This window comes from Streptomyces sp. NPDC047000 (genome assembly GCF_040644295.1).
Classification (GTDB): Bacteria; Actinomycetota; Actinomycetes; order Streptomycetales; family Streptomycetaceae; genus Streptomyces.
The window spans coordinates 83,949-110,317 of record NZ_JBEYWE010000021.1 but is presented as its reverse complement, the minus strand read 5'-3'; the positions used below and the strand labels follow the sequence as shown (position 1 = coordinate 110,317).

The window sequence follows — 26,369 nt, the reverse complement described above, 5'->3', positions numbered from 1 at the left end:
ATCCCGACGGGCGGAGGCAGGCGTTCCGCCCGTGATCGGCAGCCGGGTCCGGCGGGGCGGCCCCGGCAGGCCGGCACCGGAACCTCTCGGGGACGGACGCCGGCTGCGCGGCCCTGTCCGTCTCCTCGGCCACGGCCCGGGCTCCACGAGCCCGGCCCTGCCCACCGCACGGTGCCGGGGCCGGCCCTCCTGCCGTGACGGACCTCGACACCAGGAAGGGGGAAGCCGATGTGCCGCTGGCTTGCCTACACGGGAACACCCGTCCTGCTCGACACGATCCTCTACCGCCCCGCGCACTCGCTGATCGACCAGAGTCTGCACGCCCGGATGGGCGTCGAGACGACCAACGGCGACGGGTTCGGGGTCGGCTGGTACACGCCGGGTCTCGACACTCCCGCGGTCGTCCGGGACACCGGACCCGCATGGAACAACCGCAACCTCCGGGAGATAGCCGATCATGTGCGCTCTCCCCTCTTCTTCGCCCACATACGGGCCACCACCGGCACGGCCGTCCAGCAGACGAACTGCCATCCCTTCCGCATCGGCCGGTGGCTGTGGATGCACAACGGGGCGATCGCCGGCTTCCACGAGATGCGGCGGGACCTGGCCCTGGCCGTCGATCCACGTCTCTTCCCGGACATCGAGGGATCGACGGACTCGGAGATGATGTTCTTCCTGGCCTTCACCCTCGGCCTGGAACAGGATCCCCCGGGTGCCGTCGGACGGATGGCGGGCCTCGTGGAAGAGACCGGTCACCGCCACGGTGTGGAATTCCCGCTGCAGATGACCGTCGCCGTGACCGACGGGCAGAGCCTGTGGGCCTTCCGCTACTCCAGCCAGGGCATGTCCCGCACGCTCTACTACAGCACGAGGGTCGAGACACTTCGGGCGCTTCATCCCGACACGGCGTTCCTGCGGGACGTGTCCGACGAGACCCGGCTCGTCGTCTCCGAGCCCTTGGGGGACCTTCCTGGCGCCTGGAACGAAGTTCCCGAGGGCAGTTGCGGCGTGGTGCAGCCGGGGGCGGACGAACTGCTGCCCTTCGCCCCTCGAGCTCCCTGACGCCGTTCGTTCCGGCGGTCCCGGTCGAGCCCTTGCACCGGGGAGCGGACAGGCGGTCCTCGGCGTGCCGCCGCCGGTGCCGGGCCGGGAGCGGACCACAAGAGCGCCGCCGTCCGGCCGTCCCGGTGCCGTCCGGGCCGACCGGTGCCGGTCGCCGTGAAGGGGCCGGTGCCCGCGGAGAACCCGGCCGGACACCGGGCCGCCCACTCGGCCGTGCCCCGCGAACCCGTCGGCTCCCCCCCGGGGCCGACGGCGCTCTCACCGGTGGCAACGGTCACCCGCGGATCATGCGACGAGGCGACAAGCGCCCTGCCTTGGTGGCGCGCCGGCCGGAGCCCCGCCGCCGGCAGCCGTAAGGACTCTCTCGACGCCGGCGGGGGCGGCTTCCGGGGCCGGCCTTCCCGCAGCCCCGGCGGAGCCGGTCAGCGGACCCGGATGAAGACCACGTCGTAACCGCTGTTCGTGGCACGGGACCTGACGTACACACCGTCGCCGTTGCCGTTGGGGTTGCCCGTGTTGCCCTCGACGGTGGTGAAGGACGATCCGGACACCGTCCGCACGATGCCTATGTGCTCGTTGCCGCCGGTGAAGTCGCTCCCGCCGTCCCAGTCGAAGGCCACGATGTCACCCGGCTGCGGGCTGGTCGTCACCGACAGGTGGTAGTTGCCGGCCCGTGCCTGCCTGACCCATCCCGAGACGTAGGAGTTGCGGTAGGAGGTGGCCCCGGTCTGCTGGGCCACCCAGCTCACGAAGGTCGCGCACCAGGCGTAGTCGCTGGTGGACAGCGAAAGACCCACGGCCGAGCCGTAGCTGTTCGCGCGGGCGCTGCCCTCGGCCGTGCCGACCTCGGCCTCGGCCACGCCGAGGATGTTGGCGTAGCCGCCGCCGGGCGGGGTCGACGACGGAGGGGTGACCGCGCCGTACAGTGCGGCCTTGGTGTTCGGGCCCACCTTGCCGTCGACCGACAGGCCCTTCTCGGCCTGGAAGTCCCGGACGGCGCTGTCGGTGAGAGGCCCGAAGTCCCCGTCGACCGCGAGATCGGCACCGTGGTGGTTGAGCAGGCTCTGCAACTCGGTGACGCAGCCGCTGCGCTGCCCCTGCACGATCTCGCTCGGGCAGGAGGCGGAGTTCAGGTTGACCGGGGCGGGCGCGCCGTCGCCTCCGCCACCGCCGATGTTCGAGTACAGCGCGGCCTTGGTGTTCGGACCCACCTCGCCGTCGGCGGTGAGGCCGCTCGCGGACTGGAACGCCTTCACGGCCGTCAGGGTCAGAGGGCCGAAGCTGCCGTCGACGTCGAGGCTCTGGCCCTTGCCGTTCAGCAGAGCCTGCAGCGTGGCGACGCAACCGCCGCTCTGTCCCTCCACGATGTTCGCGGGGCAGGACGCCGACCTCAGGTCCAGGCTCGTCGACGGTGACTCGTCGGTGTCGTAGAGCGCCCGCTTGGTGTCCGTGCCGACCTGGCCGTCCACGGTGAGGCCGTGGGAGGACTGGAAGCTGCGGACGGCGCTCGCCGTCCCGGCGCCGAAGTCGCCGTCCACGTCGACCGCGTAGCCGTGGTGGATGAGCAGCCGCTGGAGTTCGGTGACACAGCCGCCCTTGTCACCCTGGACGATGTTCGCGGGGCACGAGGAGGAGTTCAGGTTGACGGGGGCGGGCGCCGAGCCGCCGGTGGCGTACAGCTTGCTCTTGGTCGCGGGGCCCACCCGCCCGTCCACGGCGATCGCGGTGGCGGCCTGGTACTCACGGACCGCGTAGAGCGTGCTCGGCCCGAACTGACCGTCCACCACCAGACCGGCGCCGTGCGCGTTGAGCAGGTTCTGCAACTCCGTGACGCAGCCGCTCACCTGGCCCTGCACGATCTCGGCGGGGCAGGAGGCCGAGGTCAGCCTGATCGCGACCGGCGCCGCCGCCGCTGCCGGACCGGCACCGAGGACGATGCCCGCCGAGACCATCGCCGCGGTGGCGGCGAACGTCCCGAGACGGATCTGCCACCCCGGCCGGGTGCGGTGCGCGGTCCGGTGCGGTGAGCGTGCGTCTTCGGCGGGAACGAGGAACGTGAGTCTTTCCATACGGCGGGGTTCTCCTTCGGTTGAGGAAGATCGTCTGACACGTCGTCGCCAGCTCGCCGCCGTACTGTCACCGCCGTACTGTCACCGCCTGACTTGTCGCTGTGTGACGGTCGGCCGTGTGGCGGGTCGTCGTGCGTGTCCGGCGCGGTGGCGAAGCCGGTCCGGGCAGGTGGTGGGAACACGCGCCCGCGGCCCGTCCACGCAGGGCGGGGACGGGCCGCGGGCGGTCACTCACCGGTCGGGCGTACGGGACCGGTCAGGCCGCGAAGCGCTTGAACGCCGCCCGGGTGCCCGCACCGGCGATGCCGTCGATCGCGCCCGTGTAGCCGTAGTCGGCCGCCAGCAGACGCTGCAGCGCCTTGATGGTGTTGGTGCCGGGGTCCCCGTCGATGGCGCCCGTGTAGCCCCAGTACGTCGCGAGGCAGCGCTGGAAGGCCTTCCAGCTGTTGGTGCCCAGCTGACCGTCGATCGAATCGGTGTATCCCCAGTAATCCGCGAGGAACTGCTGCACGTTCTTGGCCTCGGCCGTGGTCAGGCCGAAGTTCTGCGTCGTGGCCGCGACGGCGGGCTGCGCGGCCACCACCGTCTGCGCGGAGGCCGCGGTCGCCGCGAAGCTGGTACCCGCGGTCGCCACACTGCCGGCAGCGAGTGCGGCCACGGCGACGAGTCCGGCGACGGTCCTGCCCAGAGCGTTCGATCGCATGCGTTCCTCTTTCTGTCGTGGGTCGGCACCTGTCCCGCTCGGCGGGCAGGGCGGGTCCCACCGTGCACGACGCCCCGGTGCGGCGGCCACCGCTGTGGCACAGGTGACGGACCTACGGGACGACGAACCCGCTGACCTGCGATGACGGTGCTCGCAGGGACGGTCGCGCGGGACGCCTGTGACAGACACGGCGGCCTCATGCACAATGCCCAGCAGCGGAGGGGCCCGCTGTTGACGCTGATGACCGCACTGGGGGGAACAATGCCGCGCTCCAAGGCACTGCCCACTGAACTCGAAACAAGCGAGAGGCAGTTGGTAACACGGTTACACCAGATGAAGGACCGGGGCGAGTTGACGATGCGGCACCTCGCGGCCAAGACCGGCTACAGCGCCAAGTCGTGGGAGCGCTACCTGGGAGGTACGACACTGCCGCCCCGGGAGGCGGTCGAAGCACTGGCCCGGCTCACCGGAGACGACCCCGTCCCCCTGTTCGCGCTGCACGAGATCGCCACCGACGCCCGGAACGGCCGCCGCGCCAGAACCGGTGCACAACCGCCGGAGCGGACGCCTGAAGCGGAGCCGGAGGACGGGCGGGAACAGCCGGCAAGCCTGACGGGGCCGGCGGCGCCGCACTCCGGGCCGCGGACCCCACCGATCGTGCTCACGGCACCGGCCGCCACCGGACCGGCCCCCGGCCGCTTTCCCCGCATCGCGCTCACGGCAGGTGTCGCGGCCCTCGCCGTGGCCCTCCTGGCGGTGCTGCTGCTCATGCTGCGGCTCGGCGAGGACGTCCCCCCGGCGGCCGCCGCCGCCCAGCCACGTACCACCGCGGCCTCGACGCCACCCTCCTACACCTGCCGCATCGCCCGCAGCGACGGCCGCTGGTCGGCAGGCATCAACAACGGCCGGAACACCGAGATCTACTACGGTGCCACAGGCGCCGACGTCGCCGAGGCGCAGTGCCTGCTGCGCCGGGCGGGCATCTCACCCGGCGGGATCGACGGCATGTTCGGCCCGCTGACACTGCGGGCGGTCAAAACGTTCCAGCAGCGGGCGGGCCTGGTCGTCGACGGCATGCTGGGGCCGCGCTCCTGGAAGGCGTTGCGTGGATGACACGGAGCACACCCTCGCCGTCGGCCGCCCGGCTGGCCGTCGTGCTCCGGCAGCAGAAGCAGCTCACCGGCCTGAGCCTGGCACAGCTCGCGCACGCGACCACCTTCAGCAAGTCGTCCTGGGAGCGTTATCTCAACGGCAAGTCCCTGCCGCCCCGCAGCGCGGTGGAAGAGCTGTGCCGTCTCGCCGGCGAATCCGCCCGCCACCCGCTGGCACTCCTGGACATCGCCCGTACGGAGCATACGGAGCAGACGGACCGGATAGACCGGACGGACGCACCGGCCCCGGCCTCCACCACCGCCCCGCCCGCCACCGCCCCAAGTGACCTCAGCTCAAGTGGCGCCAGCTCAAGTGACGTCGGCCGTGATCGCACCGGACCGGCCGGGCACCGCTACGCAACCGTCCTCACCGCGCTCGCGTCGGCCTGTGCCGTGGCCCTGGCAGTGCTCGTCCTGGTCCGTCTTCCCCCGTCGCCACGCGAGGAGCCGTCACCGTCCCCCACACACCCGCCGGCCACCGGGGTGCTCTGCCGGCACACCGCCTGCCAGAACCAGGACCCGATCACGATGCAATGCGCTGCCGACCCGTTGACCCTCGCCGAGCACCGGACCGCCACGGGCGCGTGGGTCCAGATCCGCTACAGCGAGGAATGCGGGACGAGCTGGGCGCGGATGTGGGGTGCGGTCGTGGACGACAGCGTCGAGATCCGGGCGGTCGGCCGGACGGGCTCCCTCCACGGCGCCCGGGTCACCAGCCGCGACGAGGCGGACACCTACGTCCACACCCTCATGAGCGTGGTCAGCCCCGGGATGTCCCTGCAAGCCTGCTTCAGCCCCGCGGCGGGTGGCGGAAAAGAGTGCTTCAGGACCACCACGGACCGGACCGGGCACGCCTCTTGAGACCTGCGGCGGTCTCGTGCCCGCGTACCGGTCGCGGGCCGGCAGTGCGACGGACCGCGCCTCGACGCCGGCGAAGCGTCCGTCGCGCCACCGTACCGGCGGCGTCCCGGCCGGCGAGCGTGCCGTCCTGCCTTCCGGCGGCATCCGCCGAGCGGGAGCCGGGCCCCGCCGCCTGCGTCATGGCCACGACCAGCCGACTCGTGTCCGTGCCCGGCCCCGCCTCCGCACCCACCGGGGAGGGGGTCAGATGATCGGTTCCTGTCCGACCCTCGCCGCCAGCCCCGCCAGCGTCACCCCGTGCAGCGCGTGTGTCGCGCCACCCGCGAGTGCCTGCGCGGCCGCGGCCCTGCGGCGGCCGTCCACGTCGGTCCTGCTGGTGGCCGGGGACGCCGTGAGGTCGGCGGCGCCGCGCAGCCCGCTTTCCAGATCGAGCGCCGCGAGCAGCACCTGCGCCGCCTCGTTCTTGCTGACGGCGGCCAGGTCGGCGGGCGCCGTGCCGGTCTCCACGTAACCGGCACCGAGGGTCCGCATCAGCGCGGTCACCGTGTGCAGACGGCTCACGAGTTCGGCGACCCGCTGCCGCACGGAGGAGTGGCCCAGCAGCGGACCGGCCCCGCGCGGCGCGTTGACCCGGGTGTACGTCTCCGCCACCACCGACCATGCCGCCGCGTTGCTCATGAGGGCCAGGAAGAACCACTCCAGGGCCATCGCCGACTGGAGCTGGCCGCCCGCGTCGGCCACGCCGCCGAGCAGGGCCTCGGCCGGAACGTGCACGTCGGTGAAGGTGACCGTGCCCGTCCCGAGCAGTTCGAGCCCCAGACCCATCGAAGTCTGGGTCACCTCGATACCGGGGGTGTTCCGGGGGACCAGGAACAGCCCCGTGGTCGGGCCGTCCTCGCCGATGCCGGCGGAGACCGCGATGTGGTCGGCGATCACGGCGTTGCTGATGTTCCGCTTGTCCGCGTTGATCACGTAGCCGTCGCCCACCGGCCGCGCCGTGGAGGACAGTCCGGTGAGGGAGGACGCGTTGGCCGTCTCGGACAGTGCCGCGGAGACCACCGCGGAGCCGCGCGCGAACTCCGGGAGCAGGGCCTGCTGCCGCGGGGTGCCGTGCAGGCGGAGGACGGTGGGCAGCACGTCGCTCTGGAGCCACAGCGGCAGGTCGAGCAGCCAGTGACGGCCCAACTCCTCCGCGACGACGAGGCTGAAGCGCCGCCACTCGGGGCCGGCCGCCTCGGCCGGGGCGAGCAGGCCCGCCGCACCGGCGTCCTCCCAGAACTGCCGGATCACGGGCGGGTGCGAGAGCTGCCGGCTGCCGGCCGCCGTCTCGGCGAACTTCCCCAGCAGGGAGCGGACATCCTGCCGAGAGGGCACGGTCATGGCTTCGGCGGTCATCGTGCCTCCTCCTGCTTCCGGCGTGTGGCGGCGGCGCCGTCGGCGGTGCGCGGTCGAGGGGATAATCCGGATATCGTCGTGAAACCGGTCATTCGCTGTGCGGCCGTCATGGGAGCTCCGTCGTGGTCAGTGGTGGAGAGACGCGGAGAACTGCAGCGTGATACGGGGAATTCCGGGGCGCCGGAGAGGTCGGAAAGGCGAGGAGGGGCCGGGAGCGGTACGGCAGAAGGCGGGTGCCGGCAGTACCGGGCCCGTCGGCCGCGGTGGGCCGCCCCGGTATCTCCGCTGCCTCAGGCCGTACGGGCGGGCGCCCGGAGGAACAGGCCACCCCGCCGATTTCGCGTCAGTGCCCTCGGGAAGTGCTGGAAGTGCCGGAAGTACTGGTTCGGATATGCGGTGACCTCTCGGATTGCCCGGATTCCCGGTATCCCGTGCTCGGGCGTCGGTGGATCTGCGTTTCTGCAGGTACTACACCATGTCCGCCTTCCGCGACTCGATTCGGGAATCCGCCAGTTCTTCCGGCCGTTCTTTGTCGGCAGACGGACTGTCGCGGGCCACCGCGCACCGGCGTCCCTCCCACCCGCGCCCGGGAACCACGGCTCGCAGCGTCCCCGGACGGAACTCTTCACCGTGCTGACCGACGCGCCGGGCTGCCGCCTCGACCAGTGCCTGGACGGTGCCGGGCGCGGCAGCCGGTCACGCTTGACGACCGTCGCCGCGCCCGAGCGCCGCGCGAGCACCGGCGCACTCGGAAGTGCCCGCGACCCCGCCGCCCGGCACCGGCCCTCGCGCGGTGCCGGGCGTCTTCACGCGGGGTCGACCCGTGTGCGGTCGTCGCCCGAGGCCAAGGTGCAGACGTCCACGTCCATGATGTCGGCGAGAGCGAGCAGCCCTTTCATCTGCGACTTGTACTCGTCGCCGTCACAGATCCGCTGATACACGCCCGGGCTCTCCCACCACCCCACATGGCTGAACTGCCGGGGACGGGAGACGGATCGGAGTAAATAGCAGTCCACGAAACCCTCCTGGGCCCGCATGTACGTCTCGTGCTCGGCGAAGAGCCGGTCGAATTCGGCCTGATCACCCGTCACGGTGAACCTGGTCAGGACCGCGATCCGCCCGGTCACACCGTCCGCACTCACCCGCATGGCAGCCTCCGTCGTGTCGTAGACACGTCATCCTCCCCCGGAGCGACGCGCCCGCAAACACGCTCCGCGTCCGCACGACCCGGCAGGGGCGGGCCGCTTTCGCATCACGGCGTCGACCCGCTTGCGCACTTCCGCGTCGGTTCGGAGGCGCGGAATACGGAAACACTCACGAAGAAGCCACTTTCAACAGGCCGCGCAGCCGCTCGCGGTCGAACTCGTTGTCGTCGGTGCGCAGCGCGGTGACGATGGAACGCAGCTCGGCCAGCAGGTCACGCCCCGGCGCGATACCGAGGAAGTCCTTGGTCGCGGGCGGTCCCCACTGCGCCAGCCCGGATGCGGTCAGGGGTGCCCAGCCCGGTTCCAGGGTGGAGTCGAACATGTCGCCGTCGGCGTAGTGCTCCACCATGAAGCCGTCGGGGTCGCGCCAGTAGTCGAAGAGCTGGCTGCCCTGGATGTGGCGGCCGATGCCCCAGGAACGGAAGTAGCCCTTGTCCATCAGGTGCTGGCCCCCGGCAGCCAGGGCGTCCAGGTCGGCCACCTCGTAGGCCGAGTGCATGTAGCGGTTGGACGGCCCCAGAGCCAGGGCCAGGGTGTGGTGGTCGGCCGGGGTGCTGCCGCGGTCGCAGCGGACGAAACTCATGGTGGGCCCCCGGTCGCGCTGCCCCGCGTAGTAGAGGAAGTCACTGACGATCAGGCCGAGGTTCTCGAGATACCAGTCGAGGGTGCGCCGGTAGGCCGTCGTCCGCAGGACGACATGTCCCAGTCGCCGTATGCCCGCGGCCTCCCGCAGCGGCCTCTGGGTCTGGTTGGACCTCTTGAGGTCGTCGCCGAAGTTGAATGTGTGGGGGTGCTGTCCGGGCAGCGCGGGCAGTTCGTGCGTGTCGGCGACCACACGCACCCTCAGACCACCCGGATCCGCCAGGTCGACCGTGGAACCTCCCAGCCTCTCCGGCAGCCTGCGCACCTGTGTGCCGTTGGCGTCCGCCAGCCGCGGCAGGTCGCCGGCGCCCGCGGCGTGGAAGGCGAGCCCGTGGAACCGGGACCGGGGCCCCTTGTGGACGATCACGCAGGGCGCCCCCGCCCGGCTGCCGCGCAGGTGCAGTTCGTGGTCGTCCCGATAGGACGTGAGGAACCCGAAGGCCGCGGCAAAGGCCTCCGCACGGGGCAGGTCGGGCTTGGAGAACTCCAGCCAGGCGATGTCGTGTGCCTTGATCACCGGGTTCGCGGCGCGGCCCGGGTGTTCTCCTGGGAGCGCCCCCTGTCCGGAGTGCAGGTCGTTGTGCGTGCCCTGGTGGCCTGCGTGCGACGCGAGGCCTGTACCTGGGTGAGCAGCCATGGTCACCACTTTCTGAAGAGATCCTCGGTCCTGAGGGTGACGTCAGTCAGTGGAAGCAACGAAGAACACGGCGGACGGGTTCAACGGGAATCTACCCCGGCAGGGAGAAACGGGGCGAGCAGGCACCCGGTGCCGGACAGCCCCGGTGCCGCCGCTCAGGAGACCAGTTGCTCGCTCAGCTCCCACAGCCGTCGCGCGTCGTCAGGATCGAGCATGGCCGAGTTGGCGTCGGAGGGGATGCTGTCCGCGGTCAACGGGCGCTGCTCGTCGTCGAGTACGGCGACGTCGCTGTCTTTGAGATAGACCCCGCCCAGGCCGTCCAGCAGCGGGCCGGCGGCGCCGAAGACGAGGGTCGCGGCTCCCTGCCCGATCGTCTTCTTGCCGGCCTCGGGGTCGATGACGGTGACACCGTCGTCGTCGACCAGCCCCTGGGCGCGGTACGACGCGGCCTGCTCCGGCGTGAACGGGCCCGCCCCGATGACCACCCCGGGGTGGGCGGCGAAGGCCCGGACACCCTGATCGGCGTACCTCCGGTCCAGTTCGACGGTGAACAGGACGTTGGCCCGCTTGGCCTGACCGTACGCCGTGACGGGGTCGTACCCGGTCGCGAAGTCCAGGTCGTCCCACCGGATCTCACCGAAGCGCGCCGCGCCCGAGGTCACCGTGACCACCCGCGCGCCCTCCGCCGCCCGCAACGCCGGCAGAAGTGCCCGGGTGAGCTGGAAGTGGCCGAGGTGCGAGGTCGAGAACTGCAACTCGTGACCTCGCGCGTCACGCACCGGCTCGGGTGAGAACAGCACGGCGGCGTTGTTGACCAGGACGTGCAGCGACCGCCCGGTGGCGAGCCAGCGCCGCGCGAAGGCGTCGACCGAACCGGGGTCGGTGAGGTCGAGCGGCTCGACACGTACCCCGGTGATCCCGTCCAGCGCCGCGGTCGCCCGCTCGGGGTCGCGCGCCGCGACGGTCACGGTGGCGCCGGCGGCGCGGAGCGTGCGGGTGACTTCACGGCCGAGCCGGCCGTGACCGCCGGTGACCACCACCTCCCGCCCGGTCAGATCGAGGCCGTCGAGGACGTCGGCGGCGGTGGAGAAGGCGGTGAACGGGGTGCCCAGAGGGGTCTGCGGTGCTGTCATGCCTCCAGTCTCGGCCGCAGCTGCCGGACGCTGAATGATTGCGCGTCCGCATTTTCTGCGCGAGAGTACGAGAGTGTCTGATCCGGCCGTCATCGATGTGCTGTCCGACGTCTTCGACCTGGTGGAGGTCCAGGGGATGATGACGGGCGGCTTCGCGGTGCGCGGACCGTGGGCGTCCTCAGGCACGGTCTCCCGACCGCTCAAGCTGATCGCGCTGGTCGCCGGATCGGCCACGGCCGCCGCGGACGGACCGGGCGGCCCGGACGGTCCCGTCGAGCTTGCCCCCGGCGATGTGGTGCTGCTCAACCACCGCACCCGGCTCGACGTGCGCGGCGGCCACGGCGACGGCGCACCGGTGACGCTGGTACCCGAAGCCGGCTTCGACGCCATGGCGCTGGCCGCGGCGGACCTGGCCACCGACGACGTCCTCGTCGGCGGGTGGATCCAGGTGAGCCCCGCGGGCCTCGCGCTGCTGAGTGCGGCGCTGCCCGGCCTGGTGCACGTGCGGGCGGCGACCTCGGCCGCCTCCCGCCTGGGCGGCATCGTCGAGCGGCTCTTCGACGAAGCGTCGAGCGGGCGGCTGGGTTCGGCGTTCGCCATCCGTCAGAACGGGCAGCTTCTCCTGCTCGAGGTGCTGCGCGCGTACCTGGAGCAGGAAGAGACACCGGTCGGGTGGCTCCGCCTGCTCGCCGACGAACCTCTCCGCCCGGCGCTGCGGCTGATCCACGAACAGCCCGGACACCCCTGGGGGCTCCTCGAGCTGGCCCGCGCCGCCGGCATGTCACGCACCAGCTTCGCCGAGCGCTTCCGCGCGATCGCCGGGACACCGCCACTGACCTACGTGTCGCACTGGCGGATGCTGCTCGCCCAGCGCGCCCTGCGCGACCCCGACGTCCGGGTCGGCTCCCTCGCCGCCGAGCTCGGCTACGGCTCGGAGAGCGCCTTCAGCACCGCGTTCAAACGCACGGTCGGGGAGTCCCCTCTGCACTACCGCCGACGGCTCCGCACCACGGTCCAGGCCGCTGCCCACCGGTCCTGAACCGCCGGATCACGTGCCGGGGCCGCTCGGGCGATACGTGCCCTAGTGCCGCGGCAGGCAATGTCCGCCCCGTCGCGACGCCCGGCACGCTCCCCCAAGCTCTTCGAGCAGGGGGGACCCCCAGAGAGCACGCACCGGACGCCGCTCCTTCACGGGCAAACAGTGCCTGCCGCGGCACTAGGCACGGCGGGTCACACCGCCCGCCGGATCGCCAGCCCGCTCGGCCCGGCCGGCATCTCCGCCACCCGAGACCTCCGTCCGGGCCGCTGCACCACGGACACCGGCCACATCCGAAGGCCGGCCCCGGCGTCCTGCCGGCCGGAACGACACCCACGCGATGAAGCCCTGCCCGTCGTCCGGGCCGATGCCTGCGGCATCAAGGCGTACGCGGGATCCGCCCCCGTCAGCCGTGCATCCGGGAAGAAGCGCCGTGCCGGACGCCGCGTGAGCACGTCGGCTTCCCTCCCTCGCCGGCTCCAGAGGCTTGGCGGTTCGGCATCGTGAGACGTCCCGGCGGGCGGACAGCCCTCCCCGTGTGATCGGTGACGACGGCATCGCATCCATCGTCACGACGGCCTTGGCCTGATCAGAGGTCGATGACGACCTTGCCGTGCACGTGCCGGCCGGCCTGGAGTTCGACCGCGCGGCGGATCTGCCCGACCGGGAAGGCCGCCGCGACAGGCACCCGGAGCCGGCCCGCCGCGACCAGACGGGCGATCTCTTCCAGGGCGCCGGGAGCGGCGTTCGCGCCGTTGGCCGCCGGTACGCCGTCGACCTGTGCGGCGATGGTGCAGATGCGGCCGTCCGGGACCCCGAGTTCCCTCGCGGCGTGCACCGTCTCCGTCCCGTGCAGGTCGACGGCGGCGGTGACACCGCCGGGGGCGAGGGCTCGGACCCGGTCGGCCAGGCCGTCGCCGTAGACGACCGGCTCGGCCCCGAGGCCGCGCAGGAAATCGGACGATGCCGCCGATCCCGTCCCGATCACGCGTGCTCCCGCGATCCGGGCCAGTTGGACGACGAACACCCCGACCCCGCCCGCCGCGCCGCCGACCAGCACCGTGTCGTCCGGGCCGGGGCCGACCACGGCGAGGGCGGCGGACGCGGTGCGGCCGGCGATCGCGAGGGTGGCGGCGGTGCGGTCGTCGACACCGTCGGGGGTGTGGTGGGCCTCGTTCGCCGCGATCCCCCCGGCCGGGTCGATCACCACGAAGTCGGCGACCGCGCGGGACAGGGCGCCCCCGAACACCCGGTCGCCAGGTGCGAAACCGGTCACCCCGTCACCGACCTGGTCGACCACTCCCGCGTAGTCGGTCCCGAATCCGGCCGGGAGGCCCAGGCCGAACCGGGCGGCGGTGTCCGCGTCGGCGGTCATGATCCAGTCCATCGGGTTCAGGCCGGCCGCGGTGACCCGCACCCGGACCTGTCCCGGGCCGGCCTGCGGAGCGGGAATCTCGCGGACGTCCAGGACTTCGGGGCCGCCGAACGAATCGAGCCGGACCGCCCTGCTCCTGCCCGCCGGCGGGGGATCGCTCTGTGCCTGCATGTGTGCCTGTCTCCTTGAGGCCGGGGGAACACATGTAAACGGACTATGCTCCGTTTACATGGATGACCGTAGCACAAACGGAGCGCGATCCGTTTCGATGGGGGCGGAGACACGCGCGCCGCGGGCGGACGCCACCCGTAACCGTGACCACCTGCTCGCGGTGGCGACCCGCGTGTTCGTGTCGGCCGACACCGAGCCGTCGATGCGCGGGATCGCCCGTGAGGCCGGGGTGGGCATCGCCACGCTCTACCGGCACTTCCCGACCCGTGAGTCGCTGGTCGACGCGGTCTACCGGGACCAGGTCGCGCGGCTGACGGCCGGCGCCCGCGAACTGCTCGGCCGCCTGCCCCCGGCCGCGGCGATGCGGCACTGGATGGACCTGTTCGGGGACTGGATCGCGACGAAGAACGGCATGCTCGACACGCTGCTCGCGATGATCGAGTCGGGTGAGATCGCCCATGCGCGGACCCGGACCGAGCTGCTGGCGGCCGTCACCACGATTCTCGACGCGGGCCGCGCGGCGGGCGACCTCCGCTCCGACGTCAGTGCCGAAGACATCGCCGCCGCCCTCATCGGCATCTTCACCGTGGCTCCCCGGCCCGGACACGAGGCCAAGGCCGGCCGCCTGCTGGACCTCCTGATGGACGGCCTCCGGCCCCCCGCCCGCCCGGCCGGCCCCGTCGGCCACGGCTCTCCCTGATCACCGCGGCCGGACAGTTCGTGACCACCGGCCGACGGCGCACCTCCGCCCGGCCCGGCCCCGGGCCCTGGACCGGGCGGAGGAGACCGAGCCACGGCGACGCCACCGCAACACCCGGCTGTGCGGCATCCCGGAGCGGACACCGAGCTCTGCGACGGCCTCCGGGGTCGACCCGCCCGTCTCGAACTCCCCGCGTGCAGCATCCCACCAGCGAGGAGGCAAACCCGGGTGCGGCCGGGTATCAGGCAGGGGCCGGCCCCCGAACCGGCGGTGACGGCCGGCCGGAACCATCCATGGGGGAGTGCGCCGGGGACCGCGGAGCACTCGTCACCGCAGGCGAGGCACCGGCTGCCGGGCACGCCGGCGACCCCGACCGGGACGTCGGACGCATGTCGCTCCTGCCGTGGTGTCAGTTGAGGTGATCGGCGACAAGGGCGGCGAACTCGTCGGGTGTGGCGAGGCGGACACCGAGGTCTTCGGCCTTGGCCCGCTTGGACCCGGCGCCGTCACCGGCGACGACGAGGGAGGTCTTCCTGGACACGCTGGAGGACGAGCGGCCGCCCGCCCGTTCGATGAGCTCGTTCATCTCGTTGCGGCTGAGCTGTCCCAGGGGCCCGGTCATCGCGCCGGTGACCACGACGGTCATCCCGGCGAGCGGGCCCGCGGCCGGGGCGGGGACTGCCGTCGTGTCCTCGGCACCGGTCGCCGCGGCGGCGGGCACGAACGTGGCGCCGGGTTCGGCCATGTTGACCCCGGCGGCGGCCAGTTTGTCGATGAGCGGGGCGAGTTCGGTGAGTTCGGCAACGATGGAAGGGGCCTTCTCGGTGCCGATGCCCTCGACCTGCCGCATCGCTTCCGCGTCCGCGGCGCGGACGGTGTCCATGGCGGCGAAATGGCGGGCGATACGGCGGGACATGGAACGGCCGGTGCCGCGGACGCCGAGCGCGCACAGCACCCGTGACAGCGGCCGGCCCTTGGCCGCGGTGATCGCGGCGAGGAGGTTGTCGGTGCTGGTCTCACCCATCCGCTCCAGGCCGAGGAGCTGCTCGCGGGTGAGGGTGAACAGGTCGGCGAGATCGGTGACGAGGCCGGCGTCGACGAGCTGGACGACGCGGGTCGTGCCGAGGCCTTCGATGTCGAGCTGGTCGCGGCCGGCCGCGTAGGAGAGAGAGGCGACCAGATGGCAGTTGCGGCCCTGTGCGCACCGCCAGCGTTCTTCGCTCCTGTCGATGTCCGATCCGCAGCGCGGGCAGGTCTCCGGGAAGGCGACGGGCTGTTCGTCGCCGGTGCGCAGATGGGCGACCGGGGCCTGGACGCGGGGGATGACGTCGCCGGCGCGGTGGACCATGACGCGGTCGCCCAGACGCAGGTCCCGGCGGGTGATGTCGGCCGGGTTGTGCAGGGTGGCGTACGTGATGACGGCGCCGTCGATCTCGACGGGTTCCAGGACGGCACGCGGGGCGATGACGCCGGTACGGCCGACGTTCCACTCCACCTCGAGGAGCCGGCTGATCTTCTCGACGGCCGGGAGCTTGTAGGCGATCGCCCATCTGGGTGCGCGTGAGCCCGATCCCGCCGCCCGCTGGTCGGCGGCCAGGTCGGCCTTGACGACGATCCCGTCGATCCCGAACGGCAGCTCGGCCCGCAGAGCGGCGATCTCCCGCACCCGGGCCATCACCTGCTCGACGGTACCGGCGGTGATGCCGGGCACCGCGGTGGTGGCGGTCGTGTTCACCCCGAACGCGGCGGCCTGCGCCATCAGCTCGCTGTGCGCGAGGTCGCCCAGCCGTGCGGCGAGCGCCGCCCCGGTATCGGGCAGAGGCAGCAGACCGTAGCCGAAGAACGTCATCGGCACCGTGTAGGCGCGTTCCTTGGCGCGCAGGGTGCCCGCCGCGGCGCCGCGCGGGTTGGCGAACGGCTGACCGCCGTGCGCGGTGCGCACCCCGGTGGCGTGCTCGAACTGAGCGGTCGTCATGAGGACTTCGCCGCGGACCTCCACGGTGACCGGCTCGGCCAGCCGCTGGGGCAGGCCCTCGACGGTGCCGATCGCGTGCGAGACGTCCTCCCCGGCCGTCCCGTCCCCGCGGGTGATCAGCCGGGTGAGGCGGCCGGCGGTGTAACGGGCGGCGACCGCGAGCCCGTCCAGCTTCGGCTCCACGCTGAACCGCTCGACCTCGTGGCCGATACGCCGGGCCAGGGACGCGGTCCAGGCGGTGAACTCCTCCGGGGAGAACACATTGTCCAGACTCAGCATCGTCACGGTGTGCGGGACATCGCCCTCCACCGCGCCGCCGGCGACCTTCCCGGTCGGCGAGCCGGGCAGCACCTGGTCAGGATGTCCGTCCTCCCACGCGGCGATGCCCCGCACCAGCCGGTCGTAGGCGTCGTCGTCCAACGCCGACGTCCCGCCCGTGTAGTAGGCGGCCGACGCCGTCACCGCGTCCTCGACCGCCTGCGCGTAAGCGGCGGCATCCATGATCACAGCTGCAGGGGTTGTCATATCCGCATCCTGCCTGCCACCACTGACATCGCCCGTTCCGGCGGAACGGAAGAACGACCGGGAAGAACACGCGGCAAAGCCCGCGGCAGCACCCCGGCCGTGATCTGTCGGCGCCGCCCGTGAGCGGGCACGGCGGCGCGAGGCCGTCCGAACGACCAGGTAGCGCGGAGCGTATACCGTGCGGGATACTTGCGGCATGGCTGAAACCACCGTCAAGGTCGATACGAGCACCAGGGACACCCTGCAGGGCCTCGCCGCCGCCGAAGGCCTGTCCGTCAAGGCCTACCTCGCCAAGGTGGCCGGGGAGAAGGAGCAGGAGCGGGCCCTGCGGACAGCGACCGCCACCTTCCGCCGTGCGATCAGCGAGCCCGGCGTCATGGACGCTTTCGACGCCGAGTTCGGCGGGCTGCCCTCCGCCGCGCACCGCACCCCGCGGGCGGCCTGACCTGTGCCTCCCGTCGTCTACGTCGACTACCGGTGGTTCCTGGAACGCCAGGAGGAGATCCTCCGCGACGACCTGACCGTCAACGACTTCTCCGTCCTCGTCGGCATGGCCCAGCGCCACCGGGTCGACCCGCCCCGCCACGACCAGCACCACCCCGACGCCTTCTGGCGGGCCGGGGTCCTGCTGGAGGAGTGCGTGCTGCTGCGCCCGCTCCCGGCCCGCAACGAGGTGTACGGATACGGCGTCGCCCTCGCCTACCTCGAGGCGTCCGGAGAACGCGTGGACACGAAGTTCGAGCTGTGGCGGGAACTGATCCACGACATCCGGGGGCTACGACTGGACTCCTACGGCATCGCCGAGAGGCTGCGCTCCTGGCGCCAGCCCTGACCCTGGCCGGCGCTGCGTTCCACGGAAAGCCGGGGACCGGGCGGCCGGGTCACGCCAAGCCGGCCGCGATGGCGCGGCGGACGGCGTCGGCGCGGTCCTGGAAGCCGGCTTTGGTGAAGAGGTTGTTGATGTGGGTCTTGACCGTGGACTCGCTGATGAAGAGTTTCTCGGCGATGGCCCGGTTGGGCAGACCCCGGCCGATGAGGGTGAGGACTTCGCGTTCGCGGCGGGTGAGGTCCTGCGGGAGTGGCTGTGCGTCGGCCGGCGGACGCGTGCGGACGGTGGCGAGGAGGCGGTTCTGGACCTCGCGGTCGAGGACGGACTGTCCCGCGGCTGCGGCCCGGATCGCGCGGATGATGTCCTGGCGTCCCGCGTTCTTCGTCAGATAGCCGCGGGCACCGGCGCTCAGGGCGGCCAGGATCGAGTCGTCGTCGGCAAAGGTGGTCAGCACGACCACGGCCGTCTCCGGGTGCTCCTCGCTCAGCCGGCGGGTGGCCTCGGTGCCGTCCATGACAGGCATGCGCAGGTCCATCAGGACGACGTCGACGACCGGCGCGGCAGCCACGGCGGCGAGCACCTCGGCACCGTCCGCGGCCATGGCCACGACCTCGATGTCCGCGGCCATGTCGAGCACCGCGGCCAACGGCTCGCGGACGGCGGCCTGATCATCGGCGACAACGACCCTCAAGGGCCGCGCGTCCGCCGAGCCCTCTGCGCCCTGCGGGTCCTGGGTCGGTTCGTTCGTCGTCATCCTGGGATCACTGCCTCCACCTGCCAGCCGCCCCGGTCCGGTCCCTCGGTGAGCGGACCCGCGGTGATGGTGCCGCCCAGCAGGGCGACGCGTTCGCGCATTCCTATCAGTCCCAGTCCGCTGCCCACACCGGCGGTCGCCTCGCCGGTCGCGGGCCCGTTGCGGACGGTGAGCGTGGTCGACGCGGTGCCGAAGGCCAGCTCTGCCCCGACCGCGCCGCCGGGAGCGTGCCGGGCCGCGTTGGTCAGCGCCTCCTGGGCGATGCGCAGCAGATTCTGGGTGACCCGGGCCGGCAGCTCGCGGACGGTTCCGGTGACGGTGAGGACGTCACGGTGACCGGACGATTCGGTCATGGCGGTCAGACTCTCCAGCAAGGGAAGGGAGTCCTCGCGCAGTGCGTGGACGGTCCACTGGGCCTGCTTCAAGCTCTCCTTGACCATGCTGTGCGCCTTGTCGTGCGCCGCGCGGACCTTGTCGAGGTCGCCGGTGTCGATCAGGGCGTCCGCCAGTTCCAGATGCATGCTGATCCCGGCCAGTGAGTGCGCGAGCACATCGTGGACGTCCCGGGCGATGCGGCCGCGTTCGGTGAGCACGGCCGTCCGCGCCTCTGCCTGCGCGGCCCGCGCGGCGGACTCGGCGGCCTCGACCATCGCTTCCACGGCCTGTTGCCTGCTGCGGCTCAGGATTCCGGCCACCACCGGGATGCCGGTTCCGAGGCCGAAGGTCCAGGTGAGCACCGCGTGACCGGGGCCGAGGTAGAAGTACAGGACACCGCCGCACAGCAGGCTGGACAGGGCCGCGACCGCAAGGGCCTGCCTGAGGGCGAGACGGTAGCCGGCGTGGCCGACGAGGAAGTAGGCGAAGAGGTAGCCGGAGCCGCTGGTGCTCAACTCCAGCAGGGCGGCGGCCGCCACGACACCGGTGGTCAGCCAGGCCAGGCCGGCCCGGGGAGGGAAGCCGGGCGGCAGATGCCGGGCCAGCAGGGCGACGGAGTTGACCACGAGCAGGGCGGCCACCGCCAGGCCACGGCCGCTGACGCCCAACGGCCGGACGGTGCTGACCGCGACGGCGATGATCAGCAGGGTGACGGCCCACTGGAGACGGGCGTCGTGCCGGGGCACGGCCCGAGGGCCGGGCTCCCGTTCGGGGGCCGGCCCAGGGGCGGAGGAGTTGTCGGAAACGGACACGGCGCGACGATAGCCCGTCCTCAGAGTGCCTGGTCCGCGGTGACCGCCGCACGCCGGCCGTCCACGGGCTGCTGCTGCGCCCGGCCGGCCATGCGGCCGCGGATGAAGATCGTGGCGAGCCGCGTGACCACCTCGGTGAGCGCCATCAGTACGAACGCGGCCACCCAGGCGTCTGCCGTGGTGATCCGGTGGACGGCGCTGAACCGGGCCAGGTCGTCGGCGCCGCCGTGCTCGACCCACAGCTGGAAGCCCATGCGCGCCCCCATGCCCAGCACCCACAGGGTGGCGGAGACCGCGCCCGCCTTGATGAAGAGATGTGCGCCGACACTGCGGATACGGGTGTAGACGCCGCCCGCGATGCCGAGGGCCGCGCCGACGGCGACCAGCGTGCCGATCAGCAGCAGGTCGTTGCCCGCGGTGGGGACGGCGTTCAGATAGCTGTGGGCCACGTAGGCCACGATCCCCAGAGGGATGAGGTAGGACTTGACGTCCAGACGGCCTTCTCGCAGTTGCCGGAAGACGACGAGGAGGAGGGCGGTGTCGGTGATCCAGTCGGTCGTGGTCATGCACCTACCCTGCTGCCGCGGACGGCTGAGCGCCTGGACCCACGGGTGGAACTACGGGTGGAGTTCCCCCGAGGGCCACCCGCCGGTGCCGGCACCGGTACGCCGTTCTTCCCTGCGTGCGGTCCACGGCCGGGGCCCCGCCGGCTGTGGCGTGTCCGCCGCCACCGTCTTCCCCGCGACGCCGACGGTGACCGTGCCGTCGCACGCCTGCGTCAGAATGGCCACGAGCGCGCGCTCCAGCGGCGCGTCAGACGCTCCTCCCGCCGCGCCGACCGCCCGTCGTCTCCCCTCGCGCTTCCGCCGGTCACTCCTCCGGCTGTGTTCGCGCGAACGAGCGGCGCCCGTCGACCACTTGGGGAGGCGCCGGGGGAGCCCGGGACATCGGACGGTTCCGGGTCTTCACTGGTCATGCCCCGGCGGTGCCGGCCTTCGAGCCGGCGAACCGCGCCTGCTTCGCCGCCTCGGTCTCCGACCGCGGCGACGACTTCTTCGACCGGTTCACCGACCGGTACAACGCCTTGCCGGCCGAACAGGACGCCGGCGTCTGCGTCTTCCACGTGCCCGTCGCCGAGGACGGCTCGGTACTCGGCAGGTTCAACCTGATCGACATCGAGGACCGCACCGCGGAACTCGGCTACCGGGTCGCGCAGCGTGTCGCCGGCCGTGGCGTGGCGACCGCGACCGTCCGGGAGCTGTGCCGGCCGGCGGCGACCCGGTACGGGCTGCGCACACTGGGGGCGGCCACCACCCGCCGGAATGCCGCGTCCCGGAAGGTGTTGACCAAGGCCGGGTTCGTCGCTGTCGGTCCGGCGGACCCCGCCCGCCTCGGCGGCAGACCAGGTACCTGGTACCGGCGCGACCTGGCGCTCCAGCCGGACGGCGCGGTCTTGCCGGGGGACCGGCCGAGGGGCGGGGAAGGTCACCGCTGATCACGCGGCGGCTGCGGGTCACCGCGTAGAACCTGCCTGCCGGCGGGAGGTGTTCGAGGAGCTGACGCCCCGGACGGCAGGCCGGCTGCCCGCGGGGTGGCCAAGGACACACAGCCCCCACTAGCACGTGCTAGCTGGCTGCTCTACTTTGACGCTCCCGGCCCCCGTACGCAGAGGCCCCGCCGAGAGAGCGCCTTCGCCTCCATGACCGAGCTCGCCCTTCCCCAGGTGCGCGTCCCCCACGCGCACGATGTCCTCTTCGAGCCGACCTCGATCGGCCGTCTGACCTTGAAGAACCGTTTCGCCATGGCCCCGCTGGGCCCGCTGGGCTTCGCCGACTCCGAGGGCGGGTGGAACGCGCGCGGCATCGAGTACTACGTGGCGCGCGCCCGCGGCGGGGTGGGCCTGATCCACACCGGCGTGACGTTCGTGGAGAACCCCGCCGAGTGGGTCCCGCAGCCCAACTGCGCCTCCTCCGTGCTGAATCCGGGGCACTTCATCCGCAGCTCCCGGGAGATGACCGAACGGGTGCACGCCTACGACGCGGCGATCATGCTGCAGATGTCCGCCGGCTTCGGCCGCGTGATCATGCCGAACTTCCTGCCCGCGGGGCAGCCGCCGGTGGCACCGTCGGCGATCCCGCACCGCTGGACGGACCTGACCTGCCGCGAGATGACGGTCGAGGAGATCCGCAAGACCGTCGAGAACTTCGGCAGGGGCGCGGTCAACGCGCAGAAGGCCGGCTTCGACGGGGTGCAGATCCACGCGGTCCACGAGGGCTATCTGCTCGACCAGTTCGCCATCGCGATGTTCAACCGGCGCACCGACTCCTACGGCGGCTCGCTGGAGAACCGGCTGCGGTTCGCGAAGGAGATCCTCGAGGAGATCAAGACCCGCTGCGGCGACGACTTCCCGGTCACGCTGCGCTTCTCCCCGAAGTCGATGATCAAGGACTGGCGGGTCGGCGCCATGCCCGGTGAGGAGTTCACCGAGAGGGGCCGCGACATGCCCGAGGGGCTGGAGGCGGCCCGGCTGCTGACCGACTGGGGCTACGACGCCCTCGACCTCGACGTCGGCTCCTACGACTCCTGGTACTGGTCGCACCCGCCGATGTACCAGGCCAAGGGCCTGTACATGCCCTACGCCAAGCCGGTGAAGGACGCCCTGCCCGACGTCCCGCTGATCCTGGCCGGCCGGATGGACGACCCCGACCGTGCCACCCGCGCGGTCACCGAGGGCTTCGCCGACATCATCAGCCTGGGCCGCCCGCTGCTCGCCGACCCCGACTACGTGAACAAGCTGCGCGCCGGCCGGCCGGAGCAGATCCGACCCTGCATCTCCTGCCAGGAGGGCTGCATGGGCCGCATCCAGAAGTTCACCGCGATCAACTGCGCGGTGAACCCCGAGGCGGGCCGGGAGGCGGACGACAGGATCCGCCCGGTCCTGCGCCCCAAGAAGGTCCTGATCGTGGGCGGAGGCATGGCCGGCATGGAGGCCGCCCGCGTCCTCGCCCTGCGCGGCCACCGGCCCGAGATCCACGAGTCCTCCGACCGGCTCGGGGGCGTCGTGGTCGCCGGCGGCCAGCCGTCGTTCAAGGAGGACGACCTGGCCCTGATCCGCTGGTACGAGGGCCGGCTCGCCGAACTCGGGGTCCCGGTGCACCTCGGCTCGTCCGTGACCGAACAGACGATCACCGACACCGCCGCCGACCACGTCCTGGTGGCGACCGGCTCCCGCCCGCGCCCGCTCGACCTCGGTGACGCCGTCCCGGTCATCGAGGCGATCGACGCCCTCATGGACCCCGAGGACCTGCTCGGCAGGACGGTGGCGGTCGTCGGCGGAGGCCTGACGGGCTGCGAGCTCGCCCTGCACCTCAAGGAGCTCGAGCCGAGCACCCGGGTGACGATCGTCGAGGCGGGTGCGGACCTGCTGGCGGTCTCCGGTCCGATCTGCCACGCCAACCACGACATGCTGCACGACCTGGTGCCGTTCCGCGGGATCGAGGTCGTCACCGACGCCCAGGCGCGGCGCACCACGCCGGACGGCCTCGTGGTCACGGTCGACGGCGCCGAGCGGACGGTGGCCGCGGACGTCGTGGTGACCGCGATCGGCTACCGGCCGAACGCCGACCTGCGCGAGGCGCTGCGCCGGTCGCCCGTCCCGTCGCACCTGCTGGGCGACGCCCGCAGCGTCTCGAACATCATGTACGCGATCTGGGACGCCTTCGAGGTCGCCACGGCCATCTGACCCGACACGGGCGGCGTGCGTGCCCTACGCTCCACGGCGGAGGTACCACCCACATGGCCACGCACGACGCCCCCCGACGACGGCCGACGGCCCAGGACGTCGCCCGCGCCGCAGGCGTGTCCCGGGCCACCGTCGGCTTCGTCCTCAACGACACCCCCTCACAGACGATCTCCGAGCCGACCCGCCGGGCGGTCCTCGCCGCGGCCGAACGCCTCGGCTACGTGCCGTCCGCCGCCGCACGCACCCTGCGCTCCGGGCGCTCACGCCTGGTGCTGTGCGTGGTGCCGCCGTGGGCCACCACGGAGGCACTGTCCGCCTTCGTGCAGCGCACCGCCGCCGAGCTCCACGCCCTCGGCTACGTCACCGTCACCCACGTGACGACCACCTCCTCACTGCGCGACCTGCTGGCCGCGGCGTCCCCCGCGGCGGTGATCTCCCTGGCACCCGTCGACCCGGCCGACGAGACCCGGCTGCGCACCCTGCGGATCCCCTGCGTGCACGGCTACCTGCTCGACTACCCCGGCCACCCGCACACGCTGCCGCTGACCCAGCAGACGATGGGCGCCCTCCAGGCGGGCCACCTGCGCGAGCGCGGCTTCGAGCGGCTGGTCTACGTCCAGCCGGCCGACGTCGGGCACCCGGGGCGAGCCGACGGCCGGTACACCGGGGCGCTGACCGGCGCCGGCGGACCACCCGTCGAACGGTCGGTCTACGCCGGCACCGAGGCGCTCGCCGCGCTGGTGCGCGGCTGGGCGGACGACCCGCGCCGCACCGGCCTGTGCGCCTTCGACGACCTGACCGCTCTGGAACTGCTCGCCGCCCTGGACCGTGCCGGTGTGGACGTGCCCGGCCACGTGGGAGTCGTCGGCGTCGACGACTCCAGCGCGGCGCCCTTCGCCCACCCGCCGCTCACCTCGGTGCGGTTCAACCTCACCACCCAGGCGCGCGATCTCGCGGCGTGGGTGCATGCCGCCGTCCGCCACGGGCCCGCCATCCCCGCCGACACGCCCCCTCCGGCCACCGACGAGCCGCCCGCCCAGCTCGTCGTCCGCGCCTCCACATGACCGGTCGGCACGGGCTGCCCGGGTACGGCGCCATGCCCATCCGGCGTCACCGAGGCGTGGACCGGCACCGGCCACCGCACCAAGGCCATCGACCCCGGCGCCGTCTCGGGACCGAGGGGCGAGGGGTGAGGCTCAGCCGGCGGAGCGGTACGCGGCGCCCACCTGCGTGGCGGTCGTGCCGTTGTACAGGCCGGTACCGTCGCCCCGGCTGGTGGAGAGCGTGAACCAGGCGTATCGCTCGACGAACGACAGACCTTGCAGCATGGCCGTCGACTGCTGTACGAACGCCGCCTGCTGGCCCTGTGTCGGGTACCTCGCCGTACCGGACGACCAGTCGATCAGCGCGTACTCGGTGAGCCAGAGCGGCTTCCTGTGCCGGTCGTAGGCGGCCTGGAGGTAGCCGCGCAGCTGGGCGGTGGCGTTGGTGGCGTCGAAGTCGGCGCCGTACCAGTGCACGGGGACGAAGTCGACGCGCAGACCGCGGGTGGTGACGCCCTGGAGGAAGGAGTCCAGCCAACCGCCGGCGACGTCCGCCCCGGTGGCCACCGCGGGGGCGCCCAGGCGCAGGCCGGTGGACTGCAGCCGCGGCCACAGGTCGAGCGCCTGCGTCACGGTCATGGTCGCCTGTCCCGGGTGGTCGGGCTCGTTGAACCCGAGCAGGGTGGTGCCCTGCTGCTCGGCCTGGTTCAGTTCGGCGTCCGTCACGGAGTTCGGGCCCCAGATCATGGGGACGAATTCGACGCCGGCCGGTGGGGTGATGGCGCCCAGCCCCGAGGACCAGGTGCAGAACCAGCCGGCCCGGGAGTCTGTGAGGCACTGGGTGACCCCGGTGAAGTCCCAGGCGCTGACGCCCTTCTTCTTCGTCGTGGCGGCGCCGGTCGTTGCGGTGGTGCCGGTCCTCGGTGCGGCCGCGGCGGTGCGGCCGGCGGCCGAGAGGGCGATCGGTGCCGCCGCCAGTGCGGTCAGTACGTTCCTTCTGCGCATGGTGTCTTTCGTCCGTCCGTTCAGGCGCCGTGATGGAAGGTGACGGTGAAGCCGGTGCACCGGCTGCACTGCTGCATCACCTGGTTGCCGGGCTCCTGGTCCTGCTTCGACCAGCCGTACGCCTTCGGGCAGTTGGTGGCGATCATGTCGCTGTAGGCGGTCTTCGCGTCGCGGTTCGGGTTGGTGCAGAGCATCGGGGTGCCGTCGGCCCAGCGTGTCAGGTTCGCGGCGGGGCAGTCGGGCAGCAGGTTCTCGGTGCAGCCCATGGTGGCGCAGCCGCCGCCGGTGCCGGTCACACGGGTGGGGGTGATGGTGATCGGCACCGAGAAGGCGTTGACGTAGCTGACGTTGTACCAGGTGGCGAGAGCGTCCGCGCTGTCGAAGTTGAACTCGGCCAGGCTCACCGGCTGTTCACTCGTGTTCGGGGCACAGTGGTCGGTGTACACGCCGCAGTCGCCGAGTTGGCAGTGGAAGGTGCTGCCGGAGACACCGCCGCACGCCATGCGCGCGAAGAACTTGCCGCGCCAGTGGCCTGGATCGGAGGTCTCGGGGATGGTGATCGTCGCCGACTGACCCGCCTCCAGGACCGGCAGGGAACCGAAGTTCTTCGACCCGTCGGCGTTGACCTCACTGCCGACCCAGATCTTCCGGCCGGTGTCATTGACGAAGGTGACCGTGTGATCGACGGCCGAGGCGGCCGCCGGGGTGGTGTCGTCGAGTGTGCCGCCATTTGGACCCGTGCCCGGGTTCGGTGAGATCAGCAGCAGGGCGGCGGCCACGGCCGCCAGGAACAGCAGAACTCTGCGCACAACTCCTCCGTCGTTCGAACGGTGGGGGGTGAGGGGTTGAGGTGAAGAGGAGGGATGAAAGGGGAGGGAGAGGAGGGGGGATCACGACAGCCCCATATGACAGCGGGCCGCCCCCGCCCTGTCAATGGCCTGTACCAATACCCCCGCTTCTCCCGCACTTTTCGGCCAAGGAGCGGCAGCGTACGGAAGCAGGGTGGCGAGGCGTTGGAGGGCCGTGGTGGTCACGTGTGTCCGGGGCCAGTGCCCGGCGAGGCGGGGAATGCGGCGGCGCCCGGTGGCGATGTGATCCGGGCGGCAGCGGTGAAGAGCCGCAGCCGCAGTGGGGCGTGGCGCGTCCGGCGGCAGGCGGATCGCTTCGGG

General features: G+C 72.2%; 23 protein-coding genes. 10 read left to right on the top strand and 13 right to left on the bottom strand.

What is annotated here, in order from left to right; genetic code table 11:
- The first annotated feature begins 228 nt into the window (after window positions 1-228).
- A complete protein-coding gene (locus ABZ862_RS27930; RefSeq protein ID WP_360963528.1) occupies window positions 229-1,062 on the top strand; it encodes a class II glutamine amidotransferase in 834 nt (277 codons plus the stop codon).
- Window positions 1,063-1,484: 422 nt separating this feature from the next.
- On the opposite strand, the gene ABZ862_RS27925 is transcribed toward ABZ862_RS27930, so the two are convergent.
- Both ABZ862_RS27925 and ABZ862_RS27920 read right to left on the bottom strand, forming a co-directional pair.
- Window positions 1,485-3,131 carry a peptidoglycan-binding protein gene (locus ABZ862_RS27925; RefSeq protein ID WP_360963525.1) on the bottom strand — a complete coding sequence of 549 codons (1,647 nt, stop codon included), beginning with the start codon at window positions 3,129-3,131 and terminating at the stop codon, window positions 1,485-1,487.
- 256 nt (window positions 3,132-3,387) lie between these two features.
- Window positions 3,388-3,834: a peptidoglycan-binding protein gene (locus tag ABZ862_RS27920; protein ID WP_360963522.1), complete on the bottom strand. Its 447-nt coding sequence runs from the start codon at window positions 3,832-3,834 to the stop codon at window positions 3,388-3,390.
- Between the two features lie 333 nt (window positions 3,835-4,167).
- Between ABZ862_RS27920 and ABZ862_RS27915 the strand changes: the two genes are divergently transcribed.
- Both ABZ862_RS27915 and ABZ862_RS27910 read left to right on the top strand, forming a co-directional pair.
- Window positions 4,168-4,947 carry a peptidoglycan-binding protein gene (locus ABZ862_RS27915; protein ID WP_360963519.1) on the top strand — a complete coding sequence of 260 codons (780 nt, stop codon included), beginning with the start codon at window positions 4,168-4,170 and terminating at the stop codon, window positions 4,945-4,947.
- Window positions 4,944-5,846 (top strand): DUF2690 domain-containing protein, encoded by a 903-nt coding sequence (locus ABZ862_RS27910; RefSeq protein ID WP_360963516.1) that lies wholly within the window; start codon window positions 4,944-4,946, stop codon window positions 5,844-5,846. The genes ABZ862_RS27915 and ABZ862_RS27910 overlap by 4 nt, the downstream gene beginning before the upstream one ends.
- A gap of 243 nt (window positions 5,847-6,089) precedes the next feature.
- On the opposite strand, the gene ABZ862_RS27905 is transcribed toward ABZ862_RS27910, so the two are convergent.
- The 4 genes from ABZ862_RS27905 to ABZ862_RS27890 all read right to left on the bottom strand — a co-directional run bounded on the left by ABZ862_RS27905 (window position 6,090) and on the right by ABZ862_RS27890 (window position 10,858).
- Complete coding sequence (locus ABZ862_RS27905) at window positions 6,090-7,241, bottom strand: acyl-CoA dehydrogenase (RefSeq protein ID WP_360963513.1); 1,152 nt, start codon at window positions 7,239-7,241, stop codon at window positions 6,090-6,092.
- A gap of 806 nt (window positions 7,242-8,047) precedes the next feature.
- Window positions 8,048-8,389 (bottom strand): antibiotic biosynthesis monooxygenase family protein, encoded by a 342-nt coding sequence (locus tag ABZ862_RS27900; protein WP_360963511.1) that lies wholly within the window; start codon window positions 8,387-8,389, stop codon window positions 8,048-8,050.
- A gap of 166 nt (window positions 8,390-8,555) precedes the next feature.
- The gene (locus tag ABZ862_RS27895) at window positions 8,556-9,725 is read right to left on the bottom strand and encodes a VOC family protein (protein ID WP_360963508.1); all 1,170 of its coding nucleotides are present in this window, start codon (window positions 9,723-9,725) and stop codon (window positions 8,556-8,558) included.
- A 155-nt stretch (window positions 9,726-9,880) separates the two neighbouring features.
- On the bottom strand, window positions 9,881-10,858 hold the full coding sequence (locus tag ABZ862_RS27890) for an SDR family NAD(P)-dependent oxidoreductase (protein ID WP_360963505.1): 978 nt from the start codon (window positions 10,856-10,858) through the stop codon (window positions 9,881-9,883).
- 73 nt (window positions 10,859-10,931) lie between these two features.
- Between ABZ862_RS27890 and ABZ862_RS27885 the strand changes: the two genes are divergently transcribed.
- Window positions 10,932-11,897, top strand: a complete 966-nt coding sequence (locus ABZ862_RS27885; protein WP_360963502.1) for an AraC family transcriptional regulator — start codon at window positions 10,932-10,934, stop codon at window positions 11,895-11,897.
- Between the two features lie 586 nt (window positions 11,898-12,483).
- Here the strand turns inward: ABZ862_RS27885 and ABZ862_RS27880 are convergent.
- Window positions 12,484-13,440, bottom strand: coding sequence for an NADP-dependent oxidoreductase (locus ABZ862_RS27880; protein ID WP_360963499.1), 957 nt, complete (start codon window positions 13,438-13,440; stop codon window positions 12,484-12,486).
- Window positions 13,441-13,537: 97 nt separating this feature from the next.
- Here ABZ862_RS27880 and ABZ862_RS27875 point away from each other — a divergent pair, with 97 nt between their 5' ends.
- Window positions 13,538-14,140, top strand: a complete 603-nt coding sequence (locus tag ABZ862_RS27875) for a TetR/AcrR family transcriptional regulator (protein ID WP_360963496.1) — start codon at window positions 13,538-13,540, stop codon at window positions 14,138-14,140.
- Window positions 14,141-14,549: 409 nt separating this feature from the next.
- Here the strand turns inward: ABZ862_RS27875 and ligA are convergent, their stop codons facing one another.
- Window positions 14,550-16,640: an NAD-dependent DNA ligase LigA gene (ligA, locus tag ABZ862_RS27870; RefSeq protein WP_360963493.1), complete on the bottom strand. Its 2,091-nt coding sequence runs from the start codon at window positions 16,638-16,640 to the stop codon at window positions 14,550-14,552.
- Window positions 16,641-16,836: 196 nt separating this feature from the next.
- Between ligA and ABZ862_RS27865 the strand changes: the two genes are divergently transcribed.
- Both ABZ862_RS27865 and ABZ862_RS27860 read left to right on the top strand, forming a co-directional pair.
- Window positions 16,837-17,085, top strand: a complete 249-nt coding sequence (locus tag ABZ862_RS27865) for an antitoxin MazE7 (protein ID WP_360963491.1) — start codon at window positions 16,837-16,839, stop codon at window positions 17,083-17,085.
- A 3-nt stretch (window positions 17,086-17,088) separates the two neighbouring features.
- A complete protein-coding gene (locus ABZ862_RS27860) occupies window positions 17,089-17,472 on the top strand; it encodes a toxin Doc (RefSeq protein WP_360963488.1) in 384 nt (127 codons plus the stop codon).
- A 49-nt stretch (window positions 17,473-17,521) separates the two neighbouring features.
- Here ABZ862_RS27860 and ABZ862_RS27855 read toward each other — a convergent pair whose 3' ends face one another.
- The 3 genes from ABZ862_RS27855 to ABZ862_RS27845 all read right to left on the bottom strand — a co-directional run bounded on the left by ABZ862_RS27855 (window position 17,522) and on the right by ABZ862_RS27845 (window position 19,976).
- Window positions 17,522-18,223 carry a response regulator transcription factor gene (locus ABZ862_RS27855; RefSeq protein ID WP_360963485.1) on the bottom strand — a complete coding sequence of 234 codons (702 nt, stop codon included), beginning with the start codon at window positions 18,221-18,223 and terminating at the stop codon, window positions 17,522-17,524.
- Window positions 18,220-19,344: a histidine kinase gene (locus tag ABZ862_RS27850; protein ID WP_360963651.1), complete on the bottom strand. Its 1,125-nt coding sequence runs from the start codon at window positions 19,342-19,344 to the stop codon at window positions 18,220-18,222. Before ABZ862_RS27850 ends, ABZ862_RS27855 begins: the two co-directional genes overlap by 4 nt.
- An 86-nt stretch (window positions 19,345-19,430) precedes the next feature.
- On the bottom strand, window positions 19,431-19,976 hold the full coding sequence (locus ABZ862_RS27845; protein WP_360963483.1) for a hypothetical protein: 546 nt from the start codon (window positions 19,974-19,976) through the stop codon (window positions 19,431-19,433).
- Window positions 19,977-20,395: 419 nt separating this feature from the next.
- On the opposite strand from ABZ862_RS27845, the gene ABZ862_RS27840 reads away from it, so the two are divergent.
- The 3 genes from ABZ862_RS27840 to ABZ862_RS27830 all read left to right on the top strand — a co-directional run bounded on the left by ABZ862_RS27840 (window position 20,396) and on the right by ABZ862_RS27830 (window position 24,216).
- Window positions 20,396-20,905: a GNAT family N-acetyltransferase gene (locus ABZ862_RS27840; RefSeq protein ID WP_360963481.1), complete on the top strand. Its 510-nt coding sequence runs from the start codon at window positions 20,396-20,398 to the stop codon at window positions 20,903-20,905.
- Window positions 20,906-21,109: 204 nt separating this feature from the next.
- The gene (locus tag ABZ862_RS27835) at window positions 21,110-23,152 is read left to right on the top strand and encodes an FAD-dependent oxidoreductase (RefSeq protein WP_360963478.1); all 2,043 of its coding nucleotides are present in this window, start codon (window positions 21,110-21,112) and stop codon (window positions 23,150-23,152) included.
- 53 nt (window positions 23,153-23,205) lie between these two features.
- Complete coding sequence (locus tag ABZ862_RS27830; protein WP_360963475.1) at window positions 23,206-24,216, top strand: LacI family DNA-binding transcriptional regulator; 1,011 nt, start codon at window positions 23,206-23,208, stop codon at window positions 24,214-24,216.
- A 132-nt stretch (window positions 24,217-24,348) separates the two neighbouring features.
- On the opposite strand, the gene ABZ862_RS27825 is transcribed toward ABZ862_RS27830, so the two are convergent.
- Window positions 24,349-25,200, bottom strand: coding sequence for a glycoside hydrolase family protein (locus ABZ862_RS27825; RefSeq protein ID WP_360963472.1), 852 nt, complete (start codon window positions 25,198-25,200; stop codon window positions 24,349-24,351).
- Between the two features lie 20 nt (window positions 25,201-25,220).
- The gene (locus ABZ862_RS27820; protein WP_360963469.1) at window positions 25,221-26,009 is read right to left on the bottom strand and encodes a thaumatin family protein; all 789 of its coding nucleotides are present in this window, start codon (window positions 26,007-26,009) and stop codon (window positions 25,221-25,223) included.
- Window positions 26,010-26,369 lie beyond the last annotated feature (360 nt).